The sequence below is a fragment of the Methylocystis sp. NC52PC genome (genome assembly GCF_055698645.1).
Genome location: NZ_CP170127.1, coordinates 2,471,032 through 2,493,439, shown reverse-complemented (window position 1 = coordinate 2,493,439; position 22,408 = coordinate 2,471,032). Strand labels below are relative to the sequence as shown.

Sequence of the window (22,408 nt, the reverse complement as noted above, 5' to 3'; positions counted from 1 at the left end):
TCTGATCATCCCGCGGCGCGCAGCGCCTTCAGACGGCTTTCAATGGCGTCGAAAAGCGGAACCGCGAGATCGGGCCCGCCAACGCGCTTGAGCGCGCGCAGCCCCGTGGGCGACGTGACGTTTATCTCGGTCAGCCGCCCGTCGATCACGTCGATTCCGACAAAAATCAGCCCACGCTTTTTAAGCTCCGGCCCGAGGCGGGCGCAAATCTCATTTTCGCGGTCGTCGAGTTCGGTGGCCGCCGCCGCGCCGCCGCGCACCATATTGGAGCGAATGTCGTCCTGCGCCGGCACGCGGTTGATCGCGCCGAGCGCCTCGCCGTCGATTAAAATGATGCGCTTGTCGCCCTTCGCCACCTCGGGCAGGAACTGCTGCGCCACCCAGGGCTCGCGAAAACTCGTGCTGAACATGTCGAACAGCGAGCCGAAATTCGGGTCCCGCGGCGTCACTTTGAACACCGCGGCGCCGCCGTGGCCGTAGAGGGGCTTCATGACGATGTCGCCGTGCTTGGCGCGAAAGCGCTCGATCGCCGCGCGATCCCGTGTGATGAGCGTCGGCGGCATGAGATCGACGAAATCCATCACGAAAACTTTTTCGGGCGCATTGCGGACATGGCCGGGGTCGTTGACGACCAGCGTCCGCCCCTGGATGCGCTCGAGGAAATGGGTCGAGGTGATATAGGCGAGATCGAAGGGCGGGTCCTGCCGCAGCAGCACCACGTCCATGCTCGAAAGATCGAGCTCCGTGGCCTCGCCGAGGGCGTAATAGCGGCCCGGCTCGTCGAAGACGTCGATATGATGGGCGCGGGCGGTGAGGCGGCCGCCTTCGAGAGAGAGCTGATCGGGCGTGTAGAACCACAGGCGATGCCCGCGCCGCTTCGCCTCCAGCATCAGCGCGAAGGTTGAATCCCCGGCGAAATTAATTCGCTCCAACGGGTCCATCTGCACCGCGATTTCCAGCATCGCCCCTCCCGCCGCTACGGCGCGCAAAAGCTATAGCGCCAGCGGCGCCGTAAGACCAATATCTAGCCTGCCCGCGCTCCAATAGCAGGAGACGCGGCCCGATGCGTGTTTTATTGCATCCGGCTATCGCTCGGCCACGGCCTCGACCTCGACGCCTTCCAGAATTTCCGAAGGCTTGCGCGACATCACGTCGAGCGCGTTGACGCCGGCGGGGGCCGCCAGCCGCACCTGCAGCCGCTTGGGTCGCAGGACGTAGGCCGAGACCGCCTCGGCGATCTTTTTGGCCTTCTCACCGCCGCCGAGCACCGAGGCCACCGCGAGCCCCGCGCCCTTGGCGTATTCGGCTCGGGCCTTCTCGACGCTCCCTTTCTGCTCCCGGGCTTCGAGCGTCAGCAGCCGGTCGATGAGCCCGCCCCCTTCGACGACGAGCTCCACGGATTTGAGCGAGGCCGCCATCGCCGCCGCCTTCGAGACGACCGCCATGGACGAAAAGATTGCGCCCGACACATTGCCAAAGGTGACGCTCAGCGTCGCCGCGCCCATGTCGCGCCCCTCGATGCGCAGCGGCGCGAAAACAGCCTCCTGCGTCTGCTCGCGCCATTCGCCCGCCACCGCGGCCGAAAGATCCAGATCGCGGTAGCCGAGCGCCAGGAACTGGGCGGTCGAGGGCGCCTCCCCGCGCGCAGCGAGATCGATGTCGAGACGGTCCATCCGGGCCGAGAGTTTCGCGGGGGCGATCTCGCGGTAATCCGCGAAATTCGCCTCCACATCGGCGAGGCTGAACTTCATTCGCGAGGTTTCGCCGATCCGGGCGTCCGGCAAATCGCCCTGAAGCCCCTTGAGCTCCACGCGCGAAAGCTGCGGGAAAGGGGCCTCGAGCAGCGCGGCGAGCCGGGCGTCGCGCAGGCCGAAACGACTGAGGGTGAGAAGGCCGCCGTCCGAGGACTGAAGGGAGAAATTCTCCATGGCGAAATCGCCGACCGCGGCGCCGGATATTTTCGTCGCGGCGATCCGGCCGACCTTGATGGCGTAAGGCTTGTCGGCGGGCTCTCCCTTGCCGGTCACGGCGATGTCGCGCGCCTCCAGCGCGCCGACGTCGAACGAGGCTATGGCCTCGATGACCTCCTTCAGCAGCGTAGGATCGGCCTCCGTCTTGTCGGGATCGGCTTTCTGCACCCGTTCCAGAAGCGCCGTCGGCGACACGGGCAGGGCCCTGCCCTTCACGCCGGCGAGCGTCAACGGGCCGGTCCTCGCCGTCATCCGCCCGACCCTGTCTTCGAGGGTGAGCGACGCGACGCGCTCCTCCTCGATGACCGGCTTCAGCGCCTCGTCGCGGTCGCGCTGCACGGCGAGCGCCAGATGGGCGAGTTGGCGGAGATCGATCCCCTTGGCGAGGCTCGCGCCCCAGACGAGCCGCTGCGACTGGCCATCGGCTTTGTCGATGGTCTGCTCGGCGCCCCCGGCCTTGAGAGACGCAATGCGGCCCGCAGCAATGCCCTCCGCCGCGAGATCGCGATACACGGCGCGCTCGGTCGTCTCGCCGACCTTGCGCTCGGTCGTCAACGTCGGGATGACGAGGCCTTTCGCCGAGAGCCGCGCGAGGCGGCCATCCACAGCTTTCTCGTCGCCCGTGAAGAGCTGCGCCAGCTCGAGGGCCGTAAGCGACGCGCCTTTCAGCTCCAAATGCGGGACTTTATAAACGACCCCGCCAAGCGAGAACGTCAGATTGTCGAGGCTCAGGTCGCCCTCGGCTGCCTGGGTGATGGCGGGGAGGGTCCCGACCGCCGCCGCGGCCGCGAGCCCGAGCACGCCCGCAATAAGGGCGTTACGACTGATAAGCTTTTGCATTGCTTGAGACTTTGCGCCATTCGCGGGGAGAAGGAGAGGAAGGAACTTGCACCCGCATTGCGACGCGGTAAAGGCCCCGAGTTTTTTCGTCGCAGCTTGGCCGCGACGCCGCTCCGCGGATGGCTTTCCGCGCGTCGCGTGTTAGAGAGATTCTATGCGACGTTTACTTCTATTGCGCCACGGCAAAGCCGACCGTCACTCAGCCGGAGGGGATCGCGAGCGCCCGCTGACGCGGCGCGGCGAGGAGGATGCGCGTCGCGTCGGCGAGTTTCTGCGCGAAGCGGGAATGACCCCCGAACTCGCCGTCGCCTCCAACGCGCGGCGCGCCAAGCAGACGCTCGAGCGCACGCTCGAAGCCTTCCCCGGTCACGTCACGCATCTCATTGAGAACACGATCTATCTTGCAACAGTCGATCACCTCGTCGACGTGCTGCGGCAGACGCCCGATAAAGTGCACACGCTCCTCGCCGTCGGCCACAATCCCGGTTTCGCGGAGCTTGCGATCTGGCTCGCGGGCGGCGGCGAACCCAGTGATCTCGACCATATGCGCGCCTCCTATCCGACCGCCGCGCTTGCGATTTTGGACTTCGACACCGAACATTGGGCGGAGGTCCGAAAGGGCGCCGCCCGTCTCCATCGATTCGTGACGCCGGCGGCCTTGCGCGGCGACGTCGTCGACGACCCGGACTAAGGGTTATTCTCCGGGAGCGCGCGGGGCATGCTGCTCGAAACGCTCGTGATGCTGATGACGGCCGCAGCGCCCGCCCGGCCGCCGGCTGTCCTTGTCGCGCCGGCGGCGCTCTTCTGGCGCACGCCGGCGCCGTCCTACCTTCCCGACAAGCGCGCCGTCGACAATTGGCGAAGCGAGAGCGCCCTCTGGCTCGAGATGGGCCCCGCGGACGCGGCCAAACGCGCGCTCGGCGCCGAAGACGGCGACCCGGCGCGCTGCGTGAAGCTGAATAATTACTGGTGCGTGAAGCGCGCCGGCTGGACCGGCGAGATCGCCTCGGACGCCGACGGGCATGTCGCCTTCGCTTCGGCGGAGGAAGGCGCCGCCGTCGCCGCGCTGCTGCTGCGCCGCTATTACGTCGATTACAAACGCCATAGCGCCCGCGCCATTGTCGAGCGCTGGGCGCCGGCCCAATGTTCGCCCATGATCGCCCGCCCGACGCCCGGGCCGCCTGCCTCGCGCGAAGGTCTGGCGCAGATGATGCCGCAACGGGTCGTGCCGATGGGGCTCGCGCCGCGGGGCCTTCAGAATACGCTGCGCGCCCGCTGGCTCGCGGCCCATGGACGAGGCGGCGTCGGCCCTGCGCCGGCGCGGCCGGTCGCGACGCCCGACCTCATCCCGACCCCGTCGATCATGGCGGGCGTCTCAGAGGCGCGGCCCCGGCGCGACAAGCCGAAGCCGCCGACGCGCGACTTGGACACGGAGACGATCTCGGGGCTGAAGCTTCTGCCGCCGCCCGCTCCCCTGCCCGGGCCGCCCTCAGCCTCGCCGCCATCGCTCGGCGGCGTGGCGGACTGCTCGGCCGAGCTGGCCCGTATGGCAAATTACGCGTCGCATCTGGCGGCGGGCGTCGCCGCCTCGCCCAACGACGACCTTCTGCTGTTCGACGCCGCCGGCCTGCCGACGGGCAATCTCGCCAAAGCGCTCACCAATATGGCCGCCGTCGAGATCGGGCCAGACCGGCCGCGCATGGCCCTCGTCACGGCCGCCGTGTCGCAACTGCGCCGCCTTCTCGAGGACCCGGCGAAGGCGGCCGCCGCCGCCGCGCCGCAGCCGGAAAAGAGCGCGCCCGAAAACGCCGAAGCGAAAACCGGATCGTCAGCCGAGGCGGCTCACCAGCCCCAATGATGGCCGCCCTGCCCACGCGGGCTGAAATGGCCATGCCCGCCGACCCAATGGCCGCCGTGCGGCGCGCCGTGATGGCGGCGATTGTCGTCGATCCACGCGCCGCTGCGGCTGCGTTTGCCATGTTGCGCATGGTTGGGAGTGTTGCGGCCGAGGCCGCCATAATCGACGGTAAAGTCACGGGCCAGCGCCGGCGCGCAGAGGAGCGCCGCAACGGCGGCGACGGCAATCTTCTTGAGCATTCTCGCCTCTCTATAACTCGAACCCTGCTGTTACGACGGTTTGGTCCGTTGCGAAAGTCCCGCCGGCGGCGCGTTTGACCCGGGCGCCCGCGCGGCCTAGAAGCGCCGCATGTCGCATAACAGCTTCGGCCATCTCTTCCGTGTCACCACGTTCGGCGAAAGCCACGGCCTTGCGCTCGGCGCGATCGTCGACGGCTGCCCGCCGGGGATCGCGCTGACCGAGGCCGACATTCAGGGCTTTCTCGACAAGCGCAAACCCGGCCAGTCCCGCTTCACCACGCAGCGCCGCGAGCCGGACGCGGTGAAAATTCTTTCCGGCGTTTTCGCGGGCCCCGACGGCAAGCAGGTTACGACCGGAACGCCGATCGCGCTCGTCATCGAAAACACCGACCAGCGCTCGAAGGACTATGGCGAAATCGCCAATAAATACCGCCCGGGCCACGCCGACTACGTCTACGACGCGAAATATGGCGTCCGCGACTATCTCGGCGGCGGGCGCTCATCGGCGCGCGAGACGGCGGCGCGCGTCGCCGCCGGCGCCGTCGCCCGCAAGGTCGTCCCCGGCGTCACGATCCGCGGCGCGCTGGTGCAGATCGGCCCCCATAAGATCGATCGCGCCCGCTTCGACTGGGCGGAAGTCGAGCGCAATCCGCTGTTTTGCCCGGACGCCGTGATGGCTGAGCAATGGGCGGCCTATCTCGACGAAGTGCGCAAGAAAGGCTCTTCGATCGGCGCCGTTGTGGAGGTCGTCGCGGAAGGCGCGCCGCCCGGCTGGGGCGCGCCGCTTTACGGCAAGATCGACGCGGATCTCGCCGCGGCGATGATGTCGATCAACGCCGTGAAGGGCGTGGAGATCGGCGACGGCTTCGCGGCCGCGGAACTCTCTGGCGAGGAAAACGCCGACGAGATGCGCGCCGGCCCCACATTTTTGTCGAACCACGCGGGCGGCGTGCTCGGCGGCCTCTCGACCGGCCAGCCGATCGTCGTGCGCTTCGCCGTGAAGCCCACCTCCTCCATCTTGACCCCGCGCCGGACCATCGACCGCGACGGCCAAGAGACGGAGATCGTCACCAAGGGCCGCCACGACCCTTGCGTCGGCATCCGCGCCGTGCCGGTCGGAGAGGCCATGATGGCGTGCGTTCTGGCGGATCATTTCCTGCGGCATCGGGGACAGATTGGCGGGTAGCCCCACCCGTCGCCGCTTCGCGGCGACACCCTCCCCGCAAGGGGGAGGGATTGAAGCGCCGAAAGTGCAGCCAAACGGCAAGGGCGGAATTCTTAGCGCTGATTGGCCCCCTCGCGGCCGTCCCATCCCTCCCCTTCACGGGGAGGGTGGCCCGCGAAGCGGGCCGGGTGGGGTCCAAGCAACGCCTAACAATCCCGGCGCGCTGACCCGCCGCGCCGCCCTCGCCGGCGCCGCCAGCCTTGCCGCCTTCCCCGTCCGCGCGGCGACGTCAGGAACGCTTTTCGTCAGCCACCCCGCCGCCCTCGCCCATGACCCCGGCCCCGGATGGCCCGACGCCCCCGCGCGGCTGCGGGCGCTTTTCGCCGCTTTGGACGATCCGCGCTTTGGCGCCCTCCTGCGCCGCGACGCGCCGCTGGCGCCACGCGACGCGCTGCTGCGCGTCCATGCGGCCGCGCATCTCGACCGACTCGCGGCGCTCGCCCCGAAGGCGGGACGAACAGAGCTTGGCGCCGACGTCGTCATGAGCGCCGGAAGTTATGAAGCCGCCCTGCGCGCCGCCGGCGGCGCGGTCGACGCGGTCGACGCCGTCATGCGCGGAGAGGCGCGCAGCGCTTTCGTCGCGACGCGCCCGCCCGGCCATCATGCGCGCCCCGACGGGCCCATGGGCTTCTGCTTTTTCAACAACGCCGCCGTGGCCGCGCGCCACGCCATCGCCGCCCATGGCGCAGAACGCGCGGCGATCATCGATTTCGACGTGCATCACGGCAACGGCGTGCAGGAGATTTTCTGGGACGAAAAGAAGGTCCTTTACTGCTCGACGCATCAGTCGCCGCATTATCCGGGCACGGGCGCGGTCACGGAGACCGGCGCCCATGACACTATCGTCAACGCGCCGCTGACGAAGGGCGACGGCGGCGAGGCCTTCCGCGAGGCGCTGAAGGGCCGCATCCTCCCGCGCCTCGACGCTTTCGCGCCCGACGTCATCCTGCTCTGCGCCGGCTTCGACGCGCATGTGCATGACCCGCTCGGCGGGCTGCGTCTCGTGGAAGAAGACTTTCGTGACGTCACGCTGCGCGTCATGGAAATCGCCGCGCGGCGCTGCGACGGCCGCATCGTCTCGATGCTCGAAGGCGGCTATGCGCCAAAGGACCTCGCGGCGAGCGTCGCCGCCCATGTCGGCGCGCTCATGGAGGGGTGAGTCCGGTTTTCTGCCTCTCGTCCTTCGAGACGCGTGCTTCGCACGCTCCTCAGGATGAGGGGCCTTCGAGACGCGTGCTTCGACGCTCCTCAGGATGAGGGGCCTTCGAGACGCGTGCTTCGCACGCTCCTCAGGATGAGGGGTCTTCGAGACGCGTGCTGCGCACGCTCCTCAGGATGAGGGGTCTTCCCAGACGCGTGCTGCGCACGCTCGTCAGGACGAGTGGCCTTGCATCGCTACGGCCTGCGGGTCGAGCGGCTTCGACAAGCCGTCCTCATCCTGAGGAGCCGCCGAAGGCGGCGTCTCGAAGGACGAGGACGGCGGCGCCGGGCCGGGACTCATTTTTTTTCGACCACCCCGATCAGCGGCCCCATCGGATGAAAGCGGTCGTGCCGCGAGAGCGACGGCGCATACATCCCCGAGGCGGTCCCGCCGTCGAGAAACAGCGCGTCGGCGCATGCGAGCCGGTCCTGGAAGAAGCTCGCAAACTGGTGGAAGGTCACAGGCTGGTTGGAGATGGCGAAGCGCGCCACATGCCCGCCCCGCACGCAGACGCCGTTGCGGAACTTTTGAGAGGTTCCGCTTTCGTGAATATGCGGGTTGATCCGGCCGCCGATCAACAGCATCGGCCCCGACTGCGTCGCATAGACGGGATGCGCCCGCGACTTCAGAAAGCGCTGGGTGTCCGTCACCCCCGCCTGCCCGCCGTCGACCCAAAAGACGCCATTGGGCTTCATGTGGAAATTGCCTTCGCCGGCGGCCGTGTTGGCGGAATGGAGCGAGCGCCCTCCCTCCACGTAAAGCCCCACGGGCGAGAAATCGGGCGCATACATGCCGGCGTTCATAGCGAAGGCGAGCGTCTCGCCGTGACGCGCCAGCGCCTCGGCAAGGGCGGAGAAGCCGCCGTAAAGGTCGCCCGCGCCGTCGCGCAGGTAAAGGCGGATCGACGCCTTTCGGGCGTCGACGTCGCAGACCGTGTAGGACGCCCCATCGTGCTCCATATCGGCGCAGGACGGCGCGGCCCCGGCTCCGGCGCAGAAGAGAAAGGCGGCGAGCGCCGCAGCCAGCCGAACCACACGCGCCATCCCGTTCCTCCACACTCCTCGGGCCAAATATGGATACGCTGAAAATGGCGGCGTCCGGGCGGATTTGAAACGGCGCGGCGGGACGGCTAGATATGCGGCGACAGCGCCTATCGGCGCCCCCCGGAGACCCGCTTGCCCCATTCCATCACAGAGGCCATCGAGGCCATTGCGCACGGCGAGATCGTCGTTGTCACCGACGATGACGACCGCGAGAACGAAGGCGATCTCGTCATTGCGGCGTCGCTGTGCACGCCGGAGAAAATGGCCTTCATCATCCGCCATTGCTGCGGCATCGTCTGCGCGCCCGTCACGCTCGAGGACGCCCGCCGCCTGCATCTCGCGCCCATGGTCGCCCAGAACGACGCGCCGCTCGGCACCGCCTTCACCGTCTCCGTCGACGTGAAGCACGGCCTCACCACCGGCATCTCGGCCGAGCAGCGCTGCAATACGGTGCGCGCGCTCGCCAACGGCAATATGGGCGCCGCCGATTTCGTGCGTCCCGGCCATGTCTTCCCGCTCATCGCGAAGGACGGCGGCGTGCTGATGCGCTCCGGCCATACGGAAGCGGCCGTGGACCTTTGCAAGCTCGCCGGCCTCCCGCCCGTGGGCGTGATCTGCGAACTCGCCAATGACGACGGCACGGTGATGACGGGCCAGCAGGTCTCCGATTTTGCGAGGACGCACAATCTCAAACTGGTTTCGGTCGCGGATCTGATCGCCTTCCGGCAGGGGCGCGAGAAGCTCGTGGAGCGCGTGGCGACTTTCCCGGTCTCGACGGAGGTCGGCGACTTCACCGGCCACGCCTATGTGACGCCCTTCGACAGCGTGCAGCATTTCGCCTTCGTGCTCGGCTCGATCGGCGACGGCCGCGCTGTGCCGACGCGCCTGCACCGCGCCGACATCGTTTCGGACGTGATGGGCGGCGCGCCGACGATCAAAAAGACGCTCGCGCGCTTCGCCCGCGAGGGGCGCGGCGTGCTCGTCTATCTGCGCGACGGCGCCGCCGGCGTCCCCACGAATATTGTCGGACGTGAGCCGGAAAACGCCGAAGAAAGCCGCAAGCGGCAATGGCTGGACGTCGGCCTCGGCGCGCAGATCTTGAAGGATCTGGGCGTCTCGTCGATCCGCCTGCGCTCCTCCTCCGCCAAACCGCGCGCCTTCGTGGGGCTATCGGGCTTCGGAATCGAGATTACCGCGGTGGAGCCGGTGGAGTAATCAATCCGCCCGCGGATGCGCCGACTTATAGGCGTCGAGCAGGCGCTTCTTGTCGACGGCGGTGTAAATCTGCGTCGTCGACAGCGAGGCGTGGCCCAAAAGTTCCTGGATCGTGCGCAGATCGCCGCCGCGCCCCAGAAGATGGGTGGCGAAGGAATGGCGCAGCGCATGCGGCGTCGCGCTGTCGGGGAGCCCGAGCGCCCCGCGCAGACGCTGCACCGCGAGCTGCACGATTCGCGGGGACAACGGCCCGCCCTTGGCGCCGACAAACAGCGGCCCGCCGGAAAGCTCATAGGGGCAATGCGCCAGATAATCTTCGATCGCCCGGCGCACCGGCTCGATGACGGGAACCGTGCGCGTCTTTCCGCCCTTGCCGAGGATGGTCACGCGATCCCGGCCGCCAGTGGGCGCGTCCGCATAAGCGATCGACAGGGCCTCGGAAATGCGCAGGCCGACGCCATAGAGCAGCGCCAGAACCGCGGCGTCGCGGGCGAGAATCCAGGGCTCGCGCGCTTCGCCGGCGCGCTGCGCCGGGTCGATGAGGTCGCGGGCGTCGCCCACCGTGAGCGCCTTGGGCAGGCTGTGCGGCTTCTTGGGCGGGCGCACCGCGGCGAAGAGATCGGTCTTGGCGAGGCCCTTTTTCTCCAGAAAGCGCAGGAAATTGCGGATCGCCGCAAGCGCGCGCAGCAGGGAGCGGCTCTCCAGTCCCTCACTGCGTCGCCGCGCGAGAAAGGCGCGCAGATCGGCGGGCGCCAGGGCGATGAGCGCCGCCGCGTCGGGCTTTTCGCCGAGGTGCTCGGTCAGAAAGGCAAGGAAGGCTGCGAGGTCGCGGGCGTAGCCGTCGAGCGTGTGGCGCGAAGCGCGCCGTTCTCCCGCGAGAGCCTGAAGCCAAAGCAAAGCTTCCGCAGCGATTTCCGGCGCGGCGCTGAAGCGGCCCGCTTCGGGAAAAGCCTTTCGGGGACGAGAAACTGAATGATCGCGCATGGGCGCAAGCTTGCGCGAAAAAGCTTAAAATTCGCCGCGGGGCTTCGTCGATCATCGCGCGCCCTGGCGACGCAATCCAGCGGCCGCCAAGGCGGCCCTGGAGCGCGTCGTCGCTCAAGCGCTTTGCAAAGACGGCGGCTTCCGACGCCTTACGCGCCCGCCTTGATCTCGGCCTTGGCCTTGGCGAGCATTTCTTCCATGGTGCGACGGATCTGGTGCTCTGACTGATCGACGCCGGCCGCCTCGAAGTCCTTCTTGACCGTCGCTACAACGCGCTCGTCGGCGTCGGCGGAGACCTCCGCCGCAACCAGAGCGGCGGCGTAGGCCTGGGCCTCGGCGCCGGTCTTGCCAAGCTTCTCGGCCGCCCAGAGGCCGACGAGCTTGTTGCGGCGCGCCTCGGCGCGGAACTTCAGCTCCTCGTCATGGACGTAGCGTTTCTCGAAGGAATCCTCGCGCTGGTCGAAAGTGCTCATGTCCATCCTCAGCCGGGTTGCTCGAACTTTGTCTCGCGGGCGAATCCGCTGCCGCATCGCACGCGCCGCACGCATATAGGCGAAATTCGACCGCGGCGCCAATGCCAAGCCGCCAGCCTGCGACATTCGCGCGCGGGCGCGCGCAAGACGCCGATCTTGCGCGCGTTGTGCCAGCTTCCATATTCGGCTAAAGTAAGGCGCTCCCTGGAAGGGTGAGCGCTGGCTTGTCACTGGCCCCCAAAGACGTTACGACCGCCCCTGTTGCGGTCGGCGACCTTGACCTGCCTCCCGGTGCGACTTCGGACGCGGTGGGCAAAATCGGAGGAGCCGCGGCCGACCACATGGATTTTCTCAAGCCCCGGTTGATCCCAATGAACCGCCGTCGCCGTATCTACGAAGGCAAGGCCAAGGTCCTTTACGAGGGGCCGGAGCCTGGCACGTTGATTCAGCATTTCAAGGACGACGCCACCGCCTTCAACGCCAAAAAGCATGAGGTGATCGATGGCAAGGGCGTCCTGAACAATCGCATCTCGGAATATATCTTCCAGCATCTCAACAACATCGGGGTGCCGACGCATTTCATCCGCCGGCTGAACATGCGCGAGCAGCTCATCCGCGAGGTGGAGATCATTCCGCTCGAGGTCGTGGTGCGCAATGTCGCGGCCGGCTCGCTGGCCAAGCGCCTCGGCATCGAGGAGGGCACCCAATTGCCCCGCTCGATCATCGAGTTCTACTACAAGAACGACGCGCTCGACGACCCGATGGTCTCGGAGGAGCACATCACCGCCTTCGGCTGGGCGACGCCGCAGGAGATCGACGACATCATGGCGCTCGCCATCCGCGTGAACGACTTTCTCTCCGGCCTGTTCCTCGGCGTCGGCATCCGCCTCGTCGATTTCAAGATGGAGTGCGGCCGCCTCTGGGAAGGCGACATGATGCGAATCGTCGTCGCCGACGAGATTTCGCCCGACAGCTGCCGTCTGTGGGACATCAAGTCCAACGACAAGCTGGACAAGGACCGCTTCCGCCGCGACCTCGGCGGGCTGGTGGAGGCCTACACGGAGGTCGCGCGCCGGCTCGGCATCATGCAGGAAGGCGAAAACGTCCGCGTCGGCGCCCCCAAGCTGGTGCAGTAGGAGCCACGACAGGAGGCGGCTTTGGGCGTCCCCTTCCAAGACCCTCGCCCGATGAACGCGGAGGAATTCTTCGCGTTCACGGCCACGCGCCCCGATGAAGAGAAGTGGGAGCTGGTCGACGGGGAGCCGATCTTGAACGCTTCGGCAAGTTTTCTGCATCAACTCATCGCGCGCAATCTGATCGTCGTCCTTGATCGCGCGGCGGCGACGAGCCAGGCCTCATGGGTCGTCGTACCGGGACTCGGCGTGCGTGTTTCTGAGATTGGCGTTCCCGTCCCAGACATCCTGGTGCGCCCGAGCGGCAACCCCATTGTAACGGAATGCGACGATCCTTTGATCGTTTTCGAAATTCTTTCCCCGTCAACCGCGAATCGTGACCTGCGGTGGAAGCGCAAGGCTTACGCCACGCTGCCGAGCCTGTCGCAATATGTCGTCGTGGCGCAGGACGCGGTCGAGGTCGTATCCTACGACCGGAAGAATGGCTTCGCCGAGCGCCGCTTCGAGACCGCCGACGGCGAACTCGACCTCCCCGTCATCGGCGCGCGGGTCGCTCTGCGCGACATTTATCGGGACACAGGTCTCCTTTAGACGGCTGGCGAATTTCAGGCGGCCTTTGACCGCCGCGCGCCTTGTGGCCGCCAGCCGCCACGCTCACTTTGCTCCAAAAGGAGGCAGTGATGCGCACAAGAGAATCCCTTCCGGAAGCGGCGAAATGGCTCGGCTATGCAGGCGCGATTCCCTTCTTCGCCGGCGCCCTCGCCTCGATCCCTTTTTTTGCTGGGACGCTGCGGCCTTTCGGCTTGACCCTCCTGCTCGGCTACGGCGCCATCATCCTGTCCTTCATGGGCGGCGTGCATTGGGGCGCGGCCATGCAGCGCGACGACCCCGGACCAGGGCCGCTCGGCCGCAGCGTGGCGCCGTCGCTACTTGCCCTTCCGGCCCTGCTCATCGGCGGGGTTTCGGGCCTCATCCTGCTCGCAGCGGGCTTCATGGGCCTGCTTTTCTACGACCTCGCGGAGACGCGGGCGGGGCGCACCCCACAATGGTATCCGAAGCTGCGGCGCCCGCTGACGGCGATCGTCGTCTCCTGCCTCGTGGTCGGGGCCGCCGCGCAGTCGTTCTGAGGCCGCATCCGACGCTTGCCCTTTGCGCGCCGGGCCGTTAACCGTGAGGCGGCTCCCACACGGAACTGAAGGCTCATGAAAGCACGCGTCGTCGTCACCTTAAAGAACGGCGTCCTCGATCCCCAAGGCAAGGCGATCGAGGGCGCGCTGAAGTCGCTCGGCGTCGAGGGCGTCGAGAGCGTGCGCCAGGGCAAGGTTTTCGATGTCGAGGTGACGGGCGCGGACGCGGCCGCCGCGAAGGCGCAGCTCACCGCCGCCTGCGAGAAGCTGCTCGCCAACACCGTTATCGAAAATTACCAGATCGACGTTTAAGAGAACGCCATGAAAGCCGCCGTCATCGTCTTTCCGGGCTCCAATCGCGAAGGCGACATGGCGCGGGCGCTCGAGCAGGCGACCGGGCAGAAGCCCGCCATGCTCTGGCACGCCGACCATGAGCTGCCGGCGGGGACCGATCTCGTCGTCCTGCCGGGGGGCTTCTCTTACGGCGACTATCTGCGCTGCGGCGCCATCGCCGGCCGCGCAACGATCATGGACGCGGTGCGGGCGCACGCCGCCCGCGGCGGCCTCGTGCTCGGGGTCTGCAACGGGTTCCAGATCCTCTGCGAAAGCGGCCTGCTGCCCGGCTTGCTCATGCGCAACGCCAATTTGCGCTTCGTCTGCAAGATGCAGCATTTGCGCGTCGAGCGGAACGACACGGCCTTCACGCGCCACTACGCCAAGGGCCAGGTGATCGAGGTCTGCATCGCCCATGGCGAAGGCAATTACGAAGCCGACGACGCAACCATCGCGCGGCTCGAGGGCGAAGGCCTCGTCGCCTTCCGCTATTGCGCCGCCGACGGCGCCCTCGGCGGCGACGCCAATCCCAATGGCTCGCGCAACGACATCGCCGGCGTCTATTCAGAAAAGCGCAATGTGCTCGGGCTGATGCCGCATCCCGAAAATCTCATCGACCCGCTCGTCGGCGGAATCGACGGCCGCGCGCTGTTCGAAAGCCTCGCCAGCGCAGCGTAAACGCCGCGGCGCTTCGCCGCCGGCGAGGGCGAGGGCGGAAAATCCGGCCCGTGATCATCGCTTCCCCGCCGCTCTCGCCACCCGCCAGAGCGCGCGTTCGGCCTCCATCTGCGCGATATTCGCATTGGCGCGGGCGCGGGTCTGGGCGTCGCGCAGGGGCTCAATCAGGGCGCCGAGACGGGCGGACGTCCAGCTCTTGAGCTGCTCCTCCATCAAGGCGCGATGCATGAAGCCGAAGCCGGCGCGATAGAGCGCGGTGACGCCGGCGTCGGCGCGCCCGCCCTCGCGCTCCATGGCGAGCCGGGCGCGATGGAGCGCCAAAGCGTAGCGCAGGGCGCCGAAGAGCAGCGCGCCGGCGTCGCCTCCTTGCGCAAAATAAGCGTCGAGCGTCTCGCCCGCGCGGCCCGCGAAAGCGGCGGCTACGACGCGGTCGGAGGCGATGCTGGAGGCATGGGCGACGATCGCCTCGACATCCGCGGCTTCGACATGTTCACGGCCATGCACATAGAGAACGAGCTTGGAGAGCTCGGCGCGGCTCATCAGCCGGTCTTCGCCGAGGGCGGCGAGGAGCAGCGCCCGCGCCTCGGGCGTCGCCACGAGATTGGCTTCGAGCAGCGTGCGGTCGACCAGCGCATGAATGTCCTGCTCCGTATCCGGGAGGCACTCGAGTCCGGCCCCTTGCTTCGCGCCCTCCACGAGCTTGCGCAACGGCGCATCTTTTTTCAGCGCGCCGGCGGTCAGAACGATCGTGCAGGCGACCGGCGGCGCGGCGATCAGCGACGCAACCGCGGGGATGACCGATTTCGCGCCCGTCTCGACCAGAATGGCGCGGCGGCCGCCAAAGAGCGGCGTGGTGTTGGCTTCGTCGAGCAGCGTCAACGGATCGGCGGACACGGCGTCGCCGGAGAGCTCGACAAACTGAAACGGATCGCGCCGGTCGTCGACGCGCTGAGTCACGATCGCGAGCGCCCGCTCGCGCACCATGCCGGCGTCGGAGCCGTGGATCAGGAAAAGAAAGACGCTCTCCGGCGGAGACGCGACGAAGCGCTCGGCGTCGCGGTGCGAGACGGCGACCATCCAGCCCCTCCCTGCCCGCCGCGCCGCGGCTCAGCGGACGAGCGTCGGGGCGGGCTCGCGCATCGCCATTTCCGTCGAAATGCGCGTACGGATCGAATCCGCGATCACCCGGGCGTCGCGGATCTCCGCGTCGCGGGCGGCGCGCACGTTGGAAAAGCGGTTCGAGAAGCGGTCGTAGCTCGCGATGTTGAAGGCCGTGCCCTGCGTCACCACCACATTCTGCGGCCAGGTGACGAGCCTGTAATCGGCGTCGACGATCACGGTCGCGGAAGTCGCGCGGCCGGTGACCGTGTCGAGGATCGGCGTCTGCACGCGCTCGCGCAGAACGACGGTCAGGCGATAGCGCGGCGCCACCGACGAGCCCGTGCCGTTGAAACCGTAAATAAGATCGTTGCGCAGATAATGGCCGATGCGGCCCGGAATCTCGTCCACCTCGATGGCCTGCAGCTCGGAAGCCAGCGGCGAGGCGTCGAAGGCCCCATTGGCCCCGTAGAGCGGCTGGATGCAGCCGGCGAGCGGAACCGCGCCCGAAAGGGCAAATGCGGCGAGCAGCAGCGCCCTCATCCGGTCGAGCCCGCGCACAGGGTGAGGGACGGCGTGGGCGTCCGGCTGCGCCTTGTCACACGACCACATTGACGATCCTCTTCGGCACGAGAATGAACTTCCTGAGCGGCTTGCCTTCCATGGCGCGGAGGACGCCATCCTGCGCCAGCGCCTCTTTGCGAATCGTTTCCTCGTCGGCGTCATGCGCGACAATAATTTCGGCGCGCTTCTTGCCGTTGACCTGAACCGGCAAGGTTATCGTCTCCTGGGCCACCAGGGCCGGGTCGGCCACGGGCCAGGCCGCCTCGGATACCAGGCCTTTATGGCCAAGATCGGTCCAGCATTCTTCCGCGACATGCGGGGTCATCGGGGCGACGAGGCGGATGAGCGCGTCCGCCGCCTCGCGGAAGGCGAATGCGAGATCGGCGTCGACGGGGGTCTCCGTCACCGCATCGAGCGCCGCGGTCAATTCGTTGACGAATTCGCGGATGCGGGCGATGGCGCTGTTGAAGCGCAGGCGCTCGATGTTTTCGCTGACCTGCGCGACCGTCTTGTGCGTGGCCTTGCGCAGCTTCAGCGCCTCGGCGCCGATCTCGGCGGGCGCGCCCGCCCCCGCCGCGGCGGCGACACGGCCGAGTTCTCCCGTGATGCGCCACAGGCGCTGGACGAAGCGCCAGGCGCCCTGGGCGCCTTCGTCCGACCAGATCACGTCGCGGTCGGGCGGGCTGTCGGAGAGCACGAAGAGCCGCGCGGTGTCGGCGCCGTAGCTTGCAACAATGTCGTCGGGGTCGACCGTGTTCTTCTTGGACTTCGACATTTTCTCGATCGGGCCGATCTCGACTTCGCCGGCGCCGTCGATCAGGAAAGCCCGGCGCTTGCCGCCCTCCCCCGCCTCGATGCGGATGGCGGCGGGCGAGACCCAGCCGTCGGGCCCCTTATAGGTCTCGTGGACGACCATTCCCTGCGTAAAGAGGCCCGAGAAGGGTTCGGCCGCGGCGGCGTGGCCGGAGTCGCGCATCGCGCGGGCGAAGAAGCGCGAATAGAGCAGATGCAGAATCGCATGCTCGATGCCGCCGATATATTGATCGACCGGCAGCCAGCGCCCGAGCGCTTCCGCCGAAGCGGGCTCCGTGTCGTTGTGCGGGTCCGCGAAGCGCGCGTAATACCAGGACGAATCGACGAAAGTGTCCATCGTGTCGGTCTCGCGGCGCGCGGGCTTGCCGCAAGACGGACAGGGGACGTTCTTCCAGGTCGGATGGCGGTCGAGCGGATTGCCCGGCTGATCGAAGGTCACGTCCTCCGGCAGCGTGACCGGCAGATCGGCCTCGGGAACGGGCACGGGACCGCAGGTCTCGCAATGGATGATCGGGATCGGGCAGCCCCAATAGCGCTGGCGTGAGACGCCCCAGTCGCGGAGCTTGTAATTGACCTTGCGGACACCCTGCGGCGCGTTGAAGAGCGCCGTCGTCTCCAGCCGGCTGGCGACATGCTCCTTCGCCTCGGGAACCGTGAAGCCGTTCAAAAACTCGGAGTTGACGAGCGTCCCGTCGGCGTCGAAGGCCTCGCCGCTCTCGGAAATCTTCTTTTCGAGCCCCGCCGCGTCCTCGCCCGCCGGACAGACGACGACCTTGAAGCCGAGCCCGTATTTGGTCGCGAAATCGAGGTCGCGCTGGTCATGCGCCGGGCAGCCGAAGATCGCGCCCGTGCCGTAGTCCATAAGGATGAAATTCGCGACATAGACGGGGAGCGTCCAGTTGGGATCGAAGGGATGCACGACGCGCAGCCCCGTGTCGAAGCCCTGCTTTTCGGCCGTCTCGATCGCCTCGGCGGACGTGCCGCCGCGGCGGCATTCCTCGCAGAAGGCGGCGAGCGCCGCATTCTTCTCGGCCGCCGCTTTGGCCAGCGGATGGTCGGCGGCGAGCGCCACGAATTTCGCGCCGAAGAGCGTATCGGCGCGGGTGGTGAAAACCTCGATCTCCTGCGCGTCGTCGAGCGGCTCTGCGAGCGCGAAGCGGACCAGCATGCCCTCCGAGCGGCCGATCCAGTTGCGCTGCATCAGCCGCACCTTCTCGGGCCAGCGGTCCAGCGTGTCGAGCGCCTCGAGCAGCTCAACCGAATAGCTGGTGATCTTCAGGAACCACTGGGTCAGCTCGCGCTGCTCGACGAGCGCGCCCGAACGCCAGCCGCGGCCGTCGATCACCTGCTCATTGGCGAGCACGGTCATGTCGACCGGGTCCCAGTTCACCTTGGATTTCTTGCGGTCGACGATTCCCGCTTGCAGAAAATCCAGAAACAGCCGCTGCTGGTGCTTGTAATATTCGGGGTCGCAGGTCGCGATCTCGCGCGACCAGTCGAGCGACAGGCCCAGCGTCTTGAGCTGGGCGCGCATGGCGGCGATATTGGCGTAGGTCCATTTTGCCGGATGCGCGCCGGTCTGCGCCGCGGCGTTCTCGGCCGGCAGGCCGAAGGCGTCCCAGCCCATCGGGTGCAGGACGTCGAAGCCCCGCCCGCGCATGAAGCGGGCGATGACGTCGCCCATGGAGTAATTGCGGACATGGCCCATATGGAGACGCCCCGACGGATAGGGGAACATCTCCAGCACGTAATATTTGGGCGCCGCGGGCTTGGCCCCCGCCTTGAAGACCTGCCGCTCCTCCCAGATTTTCTGCCATTTCGGCTCGGCTTCGGCGAAATTATAGCGGTCGGGTCTCATGCGGGGCGGCTGTCCGGTCGGAGCGTCGAAATTCGCGCTCCTAAATGCCGGTCGGGAGGGGGGATGTCAAAGGGAGACCGCCGCCCGCCCGTTTAGAACGCCCGCCGCTCCGCAGGCTTCGCCGCGAGCCCCATGGCGACCCAGCCGACCCCCTCGAAGAGCAGGTTCACGCCCAGAAACAGGCCGAGGACATAGAGGCCCGACGTCGGCCATTCGGCGAGAATCAGAACGCCGAGGACGAGGCTCAGCGCCCCGGCGACGGCGATGAGCTCCCATCGCGCCAGATGCCGAAGGTGGTAGGCGAGCGCAAGTTTGGCCACGCCGCAGGCGATGAGCAGCGCGCCGATCAGCGCCGTGAAGGAAACGGCGGCCAGCACCGGGAAGCGCGCGGCGGCGACGCCCGCCAGCAAGGTGAGCGCTCCGACGGCGCTCAGGAGCGCCGCGCGCCCCCAGGGGCGGATCTGAAAGGCGGTGATGATCTCCCAGCCTCCCGCAACCACCAGCGCCGCCGCGATATAGACGATGGCCACGACCGTGGCGGCGAAGACGTTGAACAGCGCGAAGACGCCGCCAATGATGAAAAGCGCGCCCAGCGCGACGACCCAGCCCCACTTGCGGCGAAAATGCGCCGTCGCCAGCGCCGGCGGATGGGTGTTGAAAGCCTCGCTGCTCGTCATGGTCAACCTCCCGCGCGCGCCGCCCCGCTGGGGACGACGGAGATTTACGCAGAGCTAACCGCCGCCGTTGCGACCGGTTCCACGGCGCGGATAAGTTCGTCCAGGGTCCCCGCCGCCACGCGGTCTTGCCCTCGCCGCGCGCGCGCCTTAACCAGCTTGCATGAGCATCATCGATCGCCTCAACGACACGAAGGCCGCCATTCGCCGCGCCGCCGACGATTGCGAACGGGACCCGGCGAGCGTCACGCTGGTCTGCGTGACGAAGACCTTTCCGGCCGAGGACATCGTTCCGCTGCTGGAGGCCGGGCATCGCGTCTTCGGCGAAAACCGCGTTCAGGAGGCCATGGGCAAGTGGCCGGGGCTTCGAGAGAGATTCGCCGGGGTCGAGCTGCATCTCATCGGCCCGCTTCAATCCAACAAGACCCGCGAAGCCGTCGAGGCCTTCGACGTGATCCAGAGCGTCGACCGCGAGAAGATCGCCGCCGCGCTCGCCGAGGAGATGAAGAAACAGGGGAAGCGCCCGCGCCTCTTCGTGCAGATCAACACCGGCGCGGAGCCGCAGAAGGCGGGCGTTTTGCCGCAGGACGCCGACGCCTTCATCGCCGCCTGCCGGGAAAAATACGGCCTCGAGATCTCAGGCCTGATGTGCGTGCCCCCCGTCGACGAACAGGCGTCCCCGCATTTCGCCCTGCTCGCCGATATCGCCGCGAGGAACGGGCTCGAGGAGCTCTCCATGGGCATGAGCTCGGATTACGAGCTCGCCATCCAGCTCGGCGCAACCTATGTGCGCGTCGGCTCGGCGATCATGGGGACGCGGGAGTATGCGAAAAGCTGACGACGCCTAGCTCACGACGATTCGAGCGCCCCGTCCCAATCTCGACAGCAGCCGGCGCATGTCGCGCGCCCGCAGCGCAACGCAGCCGGCCGTAGGTCCGAGTTCCTCGGTCGCGATGTGGAAGAAGATGGCGCTGCCGCGGCCGCGCACGCGGGGGACAATATTGTAATCCATGACGCCGACAACGTCATAGAGGCCGTCCTCGCGCCACATCGCCTCGTGGCTGAGCCGCAATGGCGCACGCATCTTCCGGTTGTAGAGAAAGGCGCGCGGATCGTCGCACCAGACGTCTTCCCGGCGGATCACGCGCCAGGGACGAGGGGCGGGCGCGGCGCGGCGCAGAAAGAATGACAGCAGCCGCCAGCTTCCCGCCGGCGTCGCGCCGTCGCCCTCGCGCTTGTCTCGGACGATTCCGGCGCGGCCGATGGCGCAGGGGATGACAACGCCGCCCGCGCACATGCGCGCCTCATGCGGCTTGCCGCCGATGCGCCGCGCGACGCGTAGCGTCGTCAGTCGTCTTGCGCGCAGAAACTCCATGGAGGAAGATCGGGCCCTTCTGCTTTCTTGCCGTCATAGCAGAGAACGCCCCGTTCCATGACCCAAATTTTATTCGTCGCCGCTGGCCCGCAGCTTTTGGCGAGTCTCGAGGAGCAGATCGCTTGTTTCGGCGCTTATGCGCTTCATCCGCTCGGAGCCAGGGAAAGTTTCGCGTTTCCCCCTGACGCCCGCGATTCCGCAGCCGCGCTTCTCGACGCCGACTTCTGCGACGCCGCCGCGCTGGCCCGCGGCCTGCGGGCGCAGGGCTTCGCCGGTCCGATCATTCTCATCGGCGCCGCCTCTGACGACGCCGACGCGACGCTCACGCGCCCCTTCCGTTTCGCCGAGCTCTTGGCCCGCCTTGCCGCGCCTCCGAAAAACGCCAATGCAGGCGAAGACTTCGGCGCGCGCCTCACGGAAAAGGAGGCCGCGATCCTCGCACGGCTCGCACAAGCGCGCGGCGCCATTCTCACCAAGCAAGCCTTACTCGCCGACGTCTGGGGTTATGGTCCGAATGTCACCACGCGCACGCTGGAAACCCACATTCATCGCCTGCGTCGCAAGATCGAACAGGACCCTTCGCGCCCGCAAAGGTTGTTGACAGAAGACGGCGGCTACCGCTTGGCGAAGCCTGCGCGATGATGCGCAAAAAAGGCTGTGGGCGCCGCCACGCTTGCCACAAAAAAGCGACAGAATCCGCGCTTGAAAGACGCAATGACTCTCGATGACGAAATCGACAATTTAAGGCGTATTCCGCTTTTTGCCATCTTCGAGATCGGCGCTTTGCAGATGCTGGCCTTCGCCGGAGAAACGCGTCTGCTTCGTTCGGGCGATTTTCTGTTCCAGCGCGGCGAGGAGTCGGACGGCGGCTTCATACTGATGTTGGGGGCGATCGCCCTGGCGCCCCGCGAGGCGCGGCTGCCGGCGCAGGTGCTGCGGCCGTGGGCGCTGATCGGGGAAATGGCGCTGGTCGCCCCCTCATTGCGCCCGATCACGGCGCGCGCCGTGGAGCCGAGCACCGTGCTGAAAATCCGCCGCGCGCTTTTTCTGCAAATTCTCGAGCAGCACCCGTTGACCGCCGCGCGGGTGCGGGAGTTTTTTCGCGAGCGGCTCGTCGATTTTACGCGAGAGGCGGCCTCGGGATACGAGGGGCGCGACTGAGCGCGTTTACGCTACGCGTCGAAAAGACACAGAAATGCCTCTCGACGCGAAACGATTCCGGTTTAGATTTGGTTATTGACGCGTTAGCTCGGCGGGCGACGCGCCTCGCGTCAACGGCGCGCCCGCCAAGGGAGGTATGTCTATGCGTAAATGTCTCAAGCTGGCGCTTTCCGGCGCGCTTCTCGGCGCCATGACGGCGACCGCCATTCCGACAGACGTTCTCGCCGGCCCGATGGGCGTGGCCCCGCCCTCGACGGTCGGGCTCTCAGCCTCGGTCGATCAGGTCTGGTACCGCCGCGGGGGCTATGGCTACCGACGTCCATATTATGGCGGCTACTATGGCGGTTATTATCGCCGCGGCTATAATCCCGGCGCGGCGGTTGCGGCGGGCGTCGGCCTCGGCCTGCTCGGCGCCGGCCTCGCGGCGGCCAACAGCAGCTACTACTATGGGGGCTATTACCCCTATTATAACTACGGCTACCCTTACTACGGATACGACTATTACAGCTATCCGTCCTGGGGCTGGTGAGGTTCCCAAGGATCGAG

Annotated in this window: 25 protein-coding genes; 14 read left to right on the top strand and 11 right to left on the bottom strand. The window is 67.2% G+C overall.

Features of this window, described 5'->3' with window-relative positions; all coding sequences use genetic code 11:
• Nucleotides 1–5 precede the first annotated feature (5 nt).
• Both gshB and ACETII_RS14045 read right to left on the bottom strand, forming a co-directional pair.
• Nucleotides 6–962 (bottom strand): glutathione synthase, encoded by a 957-nt coding sequence (gshB, locus tag ACETII_RS14050; RefSeq protein ID WP_363346816.1) that lies wholly within the window; start codon nt 960–962, stop codon nt 6–8.
• Between the two features lie 123 nt (nt 963–1,085).
• A complete protein-coding gene (locus ACETII_RS14045; protein WP_472785919.1) occupies nt 1,086–2,810 on the bottom strand; it encodes a hypothetical protein in 1,725 nt (574 codons plus the stop codon).
• Between the two features lie 154 nt (nt 2,811–2,964).
• Here ACETII_RS14045 and ACETII_RS14040 point away from each other — a divergent pair, with 154 nt between their 5' ends.
• Nucleotides 2,965–3,501, top strand: a complete 537-nt coding sequence (locus ACETII_RS14040; RefSeq protein ID WP_363346812.1) for a SixA phosphatase family protein — start codon at nt 2,965–2,967, stop codon at nt 3,499–3,501.
• A gap of 27 nt (nt 3,502–3,528) precedes the next feature.
• Nucleotides 3,529–4,668: a hypothetical protein gene (locus ACETII_RS14035; RefSeq protein WP_472785918.1), complete on the top strand. Its 1,140-nt coding sequence runs from the start codon at nt 3,529–3,531 to the stop codon at nt 4,666–4,668.
• Here ACETII_RS14035 and ACETII_RS14030 read toward each other — a convergent pair.
• A complete protein-coding gene (locus tag ACETII_RS14030; protein ID WP_363346808.1) occupies nt 4,653–4,907 on the bottom strand; it encodes a hypothetical protein in 255 nt (84 codons plus the stop codon). The genes ACETII_RS14035 and ACETII_RS14030 overlap by 16 nt on opposite strands.
• Nucleotides 4,908–5,016: 109 nt before the next feature.
• On the opposite strand from ACETII_RS14030, the gene aroC reads away from it, so the two are divergent.
• Both aroC and ACETII_RS14020 read left to right on the top strand, forming a co-directional pair.
• Nucleotides 5,017–6,093 (top strand): chorismate synthase, encoded by a 1,077-nt coding sequence (gene aroC / locus ACETII_RS14025; protein ID WP_472785917.1) that lies wholly within the window; start codon nt 5,017–5,019, stop codon nt 6,091–6,093.
• A gap of 202 nt (nt 6,094–6,295) precedes the next feature.
• Entirely contained in the window at nt 6,296–7,291 is a 996-nt protein-coding gene (locus ACETII_RS14020; RefSeq protein WP_472788170.1) for a histone deacetylase family protein, read from the top strand.
• Between the two features lie 338 nt (nt 7,292–7,629).
• On the opposite strand, the gene ACETII_RS14015 is transcribed toward ACETII_RS14020, so the two are convergent.
• Nucleotides 7,630–8,376, bottom strand: a complete 747-nt coding sequence (locus ACETII_RS14015; RefSeq protein WP_472785916.1) for a phosphodiester glycosidase family protein — start codon at nt 8,374–8,376, stop codon at nt 7,630–7,632.
• Between the two features lie 132 nt (nt 8,377–8,508).
• On the opposite strand from ACETII_RS14015, the gene ribB reads away from it, so the two are divergent.
• A complete protein-coding gene (gene ribB / locus ACETII_RS14010) occupies nt 8,509–9,591 on the top strand; it encodes a 3,4-dihydroxy-2-butanone-4-phosphate synthase (protein ID WP_472785915.1) in 1,083 nt (360 codons plus the stop codon).
• On the opposite strand, the gene ACETII_RS14005 is transcribed toward ribB, so the two are convergent.
• Nucleotides 9,592–10,575, bottom strand: coding sequence for a tyrosine recombinase XerC (locus tag ACETII_RS14005; RefSeq protein WP_472785914.1), 984 nt, complete (start codon nt 10,573–10,575; stop codon nt 9,592–9,594). It abuts the gene before it with no gap.
• 149 nt (nt 10,576–10,724) lie between these two features.
• Nucleotides 10,725–11,048 (bottom strand): DUF1476 domain-containing protein, encoded by a 324-nt coding sequence (locus ACETII_RS14000; RefSeq protein ID WP_363346796.1) that lies wholly within the window; start codon nt 11,046–11,048, stop codon nt 10,725–10,727.
• Nucleotides 11,049–11,389: 341 nt separating this feature from the next.
• Here ACETII_RS14000 and purC point away from each other — a divergent pair, with 341 nt between their 5' ends.
• From purC to purQ, 5 genes are all read left to right on the top strand, one after another.
• Nucleotides 11,390–12,184, top strand: coding sequence for a phosphoribosylaminoimidazolesuccinocarboxamide synthase (gene purC, locus ACETII_RS13995; RefSeq protein WP_363346794.1), 795 nt, complete (start codon nt 11,390–11,392; stop codon nt 12,182–12,184).
• Nucleotides 12,185–12,235: 51 nt separating this feature from the next.
• Nucleotides 12,236–12,772 carry a Uma2 family endonuclease gene (locus ACETII_RS13990; protein ID WP_472785913.1) on the top strand — a complete coding sequence of 179 codons (537 nt, stop codon included), beginning with the start codon at nt 12,236–12,238 and terminating at the stop codon, nt 12,770–12,772.
• An 89-nt stretch (nt 12,773–12,861) separates the two neighbouring features.
• Nucleotides 12,862–13,308, top strand: a complete 447-nt coding sequence (locus tag ACETII_RS13985) for a DUF3429 domain-containing protein (protein WP_472785912.1) — start codon at nt 12,862–12,864, stop codon at nt 13,306–13,308.
• Between the two features lie 75 nt (nt 13,309–13,383).
• The gene (gene purS, locus ACETII_RS13980; protein WP_363346788.1) at nt 13,384–13,620 is read left to right on the top strand and encodes a phosphoribosylformylglycinamidine synthase subunit PurS; all 237 of its coding nucleotides are present in this window, start codon (nt 13,384–13,386) and stop codon (nt 13,618–13,620) included.
• A 9-nt stretch (nt 13,621–13,629) separates the two neighbouring features.
• Nucleotides 13,630–14,319: a phosphoribosylformylglycinamidine synthase subunit PurQ gene (gene purQ / locus ACETII_RS13975; protein ID WP_472785911.1), complete on the top strand. Its 690-nt coding sequence runs from the start codon at nt 13,630–13,632 to the stop codon at nt 14,317–14,319.
• 54 nt (nt 14,320–14,373) lie between these two features.
• Here purQ and holA read toward each other — a convergent pair whose 3' ends face one another.
• The 4 genes from holA to ACETII_RS13955 all read right to left on the bottom strand — a co-directional run bounded on the left by holA (nt 14,374) and on the right by ACETII_RS13955 (nt 19,329).
• Nucleotides 14,374–15,396: a DNA polymerase III subunit delta gene (gene holA / locus ACETII_RS13970; RefSeq protein ID WP_472785910.1), complete on the bottom strand. Its 1,023-nt coding sequence runs from the start codon at nt 15,394–15,396 to the stop codon at nt 14,374–14,376.
• A gap of 30 nt (nt 15,397–15,426) precedes the next feature.
• Nucleotides 15,427–16,029 carry a hypothetical protein gene (locus ACETII_RS13965; protein ID WP_472785909.1) on the bottom strand — a complete coding sequence of 201 codons (603 nt, stop codon included), beginning with the start codon at nt 16,027–16,029 and terminating at the stop codon, nt 15,427–15,429.
• Nucleotides 16,016–18,652: a leucine--tRNA ligase gene (leuS, locus tag ACETII_RS13960; RefSeq protein WP_472785908.1), complete on the bottom strand. Its 2,637-nt coding sequence runs from the start codon at nt 18,650–18,652 to the stop codon at nt 16,016–16,018. Before leuS ends, ACETII_RS13965 begins: the two co-directional genes overlap by 14 nt.
• 92 nt (nt 18,653–18,744) lie before the next feature.
• Nucleotides 18,745–19,329 (bottom strand): HdeD family acid-resistance protein, encoded by a 585-nt coding sequence (locus ACETII_RS13955; protein ID WP_472785907.1) that lies wholly within the window; start codon nt 19,327–19,329, stop codon nt 18,745–18,747.
• Nucleotides 19,330–19,489: 160 nt separating this feature from the next.
• Between ACETII_RS13955 and ACETII_RS13950 the strand changes: the two genes are divergently transcribed.
• Complete coding sequence (locus ACETII_RS13950) at nt 19,490–20,164, top strand: YggS family pyridoxal phosphate-dependent enzyme (protein ID WP_472785906.1); 675 nt, start codon at nt 19,490–19,492, stop codon at nt 20,162–20,164.
• Nucleotides 20,165–20,170: 6 nt separating this feature from the next.
• Here ACETII_RS13950 and ACETII_RS13945 read toward each other — a convergent pair whose 3' ends face one another.
• Nucleotides 20,171–20,701 (bottom strand): L,D-transpeptidase family protein, encoded by a 531-nt coding sequence (locus tag ACETII_RS13945; protein WP_472785905.1) that lies wholly within the window; start codon nt 20,699–20,701, stop codon nt 20,171–20,173.
• Nucleotides 20,702–20,758: 57 nt separating this feature from the next.
• On the opposite strand from ACETII_RS13945, the gene ACETII_RS13940 reads away from it, so the two are divergent.
• From ACETII_RS13940 to ACETII_RS13930, 3 genes are all read left to right on the top strand, one after another.
• Nucleotides 20,759–21,343, top strand: coding sequence for a winged helix-turn-helix domain-containing protein (locus ACETII_RS13940; protein ID WP_363346770.1), 585 nt, complete (start codon nt 20,759–20,761; stop codon nt 21,341–21,343).
• A gap of 72 nt (nt 21,344–21,415) precedes the next feature.
• On the top strand, nt 21,416–21,862 hold the full coding sequence (locus ACETII_RS13935; protein WP_363346768.1) for a cyclic nucleotide-binding domain-containing protein: 447 nt from the start codon (nt 21,416–21,418) through the stop codon (nt 21,860–21,862).
• A gap of 142 nt (nt 21,863–22,004) precedes the next feature.
• Nucleotides 22,005–22,391 (top strand): hypothetical protein, encoded by a 387-nt coding sequence (locus ACETII_RS13930; protein WP_472785904.1) that lies wholly within the window; start codon nt 22,005–22,007, stop codon nt 22,389–22,391.
• The last annotated feature ends 17 nt before the right edge of the window (nt 22,392–22,408 follow it).

Coding starts and splice junctions, on each gene's coding strand:
- gshB (WP_363346816.1), bottom strand. CDS start 962: ATGCTGGAAATCGCGGTGCAGATGGACCCGTTGGAGCGAATTAATTTC.
- ACETII_RS14045 (WP_472785919.1), bottom strand. CDS start 2,810: ATGCAAAAGCTTATCAGTCGTAACGCCCTTATTGCGGGCGTGCTCGGG.
- ACETII_RS14040 (WP_363346812.1), top strand. CDS start 2,965: ATGCGACGTTTACTTCTATTGCGCCACGGCAAAGCCGACCGTCACTCA.
- ACETII_RS14035 (WP_472785918.1), top strand. CDS start 3,529: ATGCTGCTCGAAACGCTCGTGATGCTGATGACGGCCGCAGCGCCCGCC.
- ACETII_RS14030 (WP_363346808.1), bottom strand. CDS start 4,907: ATGCTCAAGAAGATTGCCGTCGCCGCCGTTGCGGCGCTCCTCTGCGCG.
- aroC (WP_472785917.1), top strand. CDS start 5,017: ATGTCGCATAACAGCTTCGGCCATCTCTTCCGTGTCACCACGTTCGGC.
- ACETII_RS14015 (WP_472785916.1), bottom strand. CDS start 8,376: ATGGCGCGTGTGGTTCGGCTGGCTGCGGCGCTCGCCGCCTTTCTCTTC.
- ACETII_RS14005 (WP_472785914.1), bottom strand. CDS start 10,575: ATGCGCGATCATTCAGTTTCTCGTCCCCGAAAGGCTTTTCCCGAAGCG.
- ACETII_RS14000 (WP_363346796.1), bottom strand. CDS start 11,048: ATGAGCACTTTCGACCAGCGCGAGGATTCCTTCGAGAAACGCTACGTC.
- purC (WP_363346794.1), top strand. CDS start 11,390: ATGGATTTTCTCAAGCCCCGGTTGATCCCAATGAACCGCCGTCGCCGT.
- ACETII_RS13990 (WP_472785913.1), top strand. CDS start 12,236: ATGAACGCGGAGGAATTCTTCGCGTTCACGGCCACGCGCCCCGATGAA.
- ACETII_RS13985 (WP_472785912.1), top strand. CDS start 12,862: ATGCGCACAAGAGAATCCCTTCCGGAAGCGGCGAAATGGCTCGGCTAT.
- purS (WP_363346788.1), top strand. CDS start 13,384: ATGAAAGCACGCGTCGTCGTCACCTTAAAGAACGGCGTCCTCGATCCC.
- purQ (WP_472785911.1), top strand. CDS start 13,630: ATGAAAGCCGCCGTCATCGTCTTTCCGGGCTCCAATCGCGAAGGCGAC.
- holA (WP_472785910.1), bottom strand. CDS start 15,396: ATGGTCGCCGTCTCGCACCGCGACGCCGAGCGCTTCGTCGCGTCTCCG.
- ACETII_RS13965 (WP_472785909.1), bottom strand. CDS start 16,029: ATGTGGTCGTGTGACAAGGCGCAGCCGGACGCCCACGCCGTCCCTCAC.
- leuS (WP_472785908.1), bottom strand. CDS start 18,652: ATGAGACCCGACCGCTATAATTTCGCCGAAGCCGAGCCGAAATGGCAG.
- ACETII_RS13955 (WP_472785907.1), bottom strand. CDS start 19,329: ATGACGAGCAGCGAGGCTTTCAACACCCATCCGCCGGCGCTGGCGACG.
- ACETII_RS13950 (WP_472785906.1), top strand. CDS start 19,490: ATGAGCATCATCGATCGCCTCAACGACACGAAGGCCGCCATTCGCCGC.
- ACETII_RS13945 (WP_472785905.1), bottom strand. CDS start 20,701: ATGGAGTTTCTGCGCGCAAGACGACTGACGACGCTACGCGTCGCGCGG.
- ACETII_RS13940 (WP_363346770.1), top strand. CDS start 20,759: ATGACCCAAATTTTATTCGTCGCCGCTGGCCCGCAGCTTTTGGCGAGT.
- ACETII_RS13935 (WP_363346768.1), top strand. CDS start 21,416: ATGACTCTCGATGACGAAATCGACAATTTAAGGCGTATTCCGCTTTTT.
- ACETII_RS13930 (WP_472785904.1), top strand. CDS start 22,005: ATGCGTAAATGTCTCAAGCTGGCGCTTTCCGGCGCGCTTCTCGGCGCC.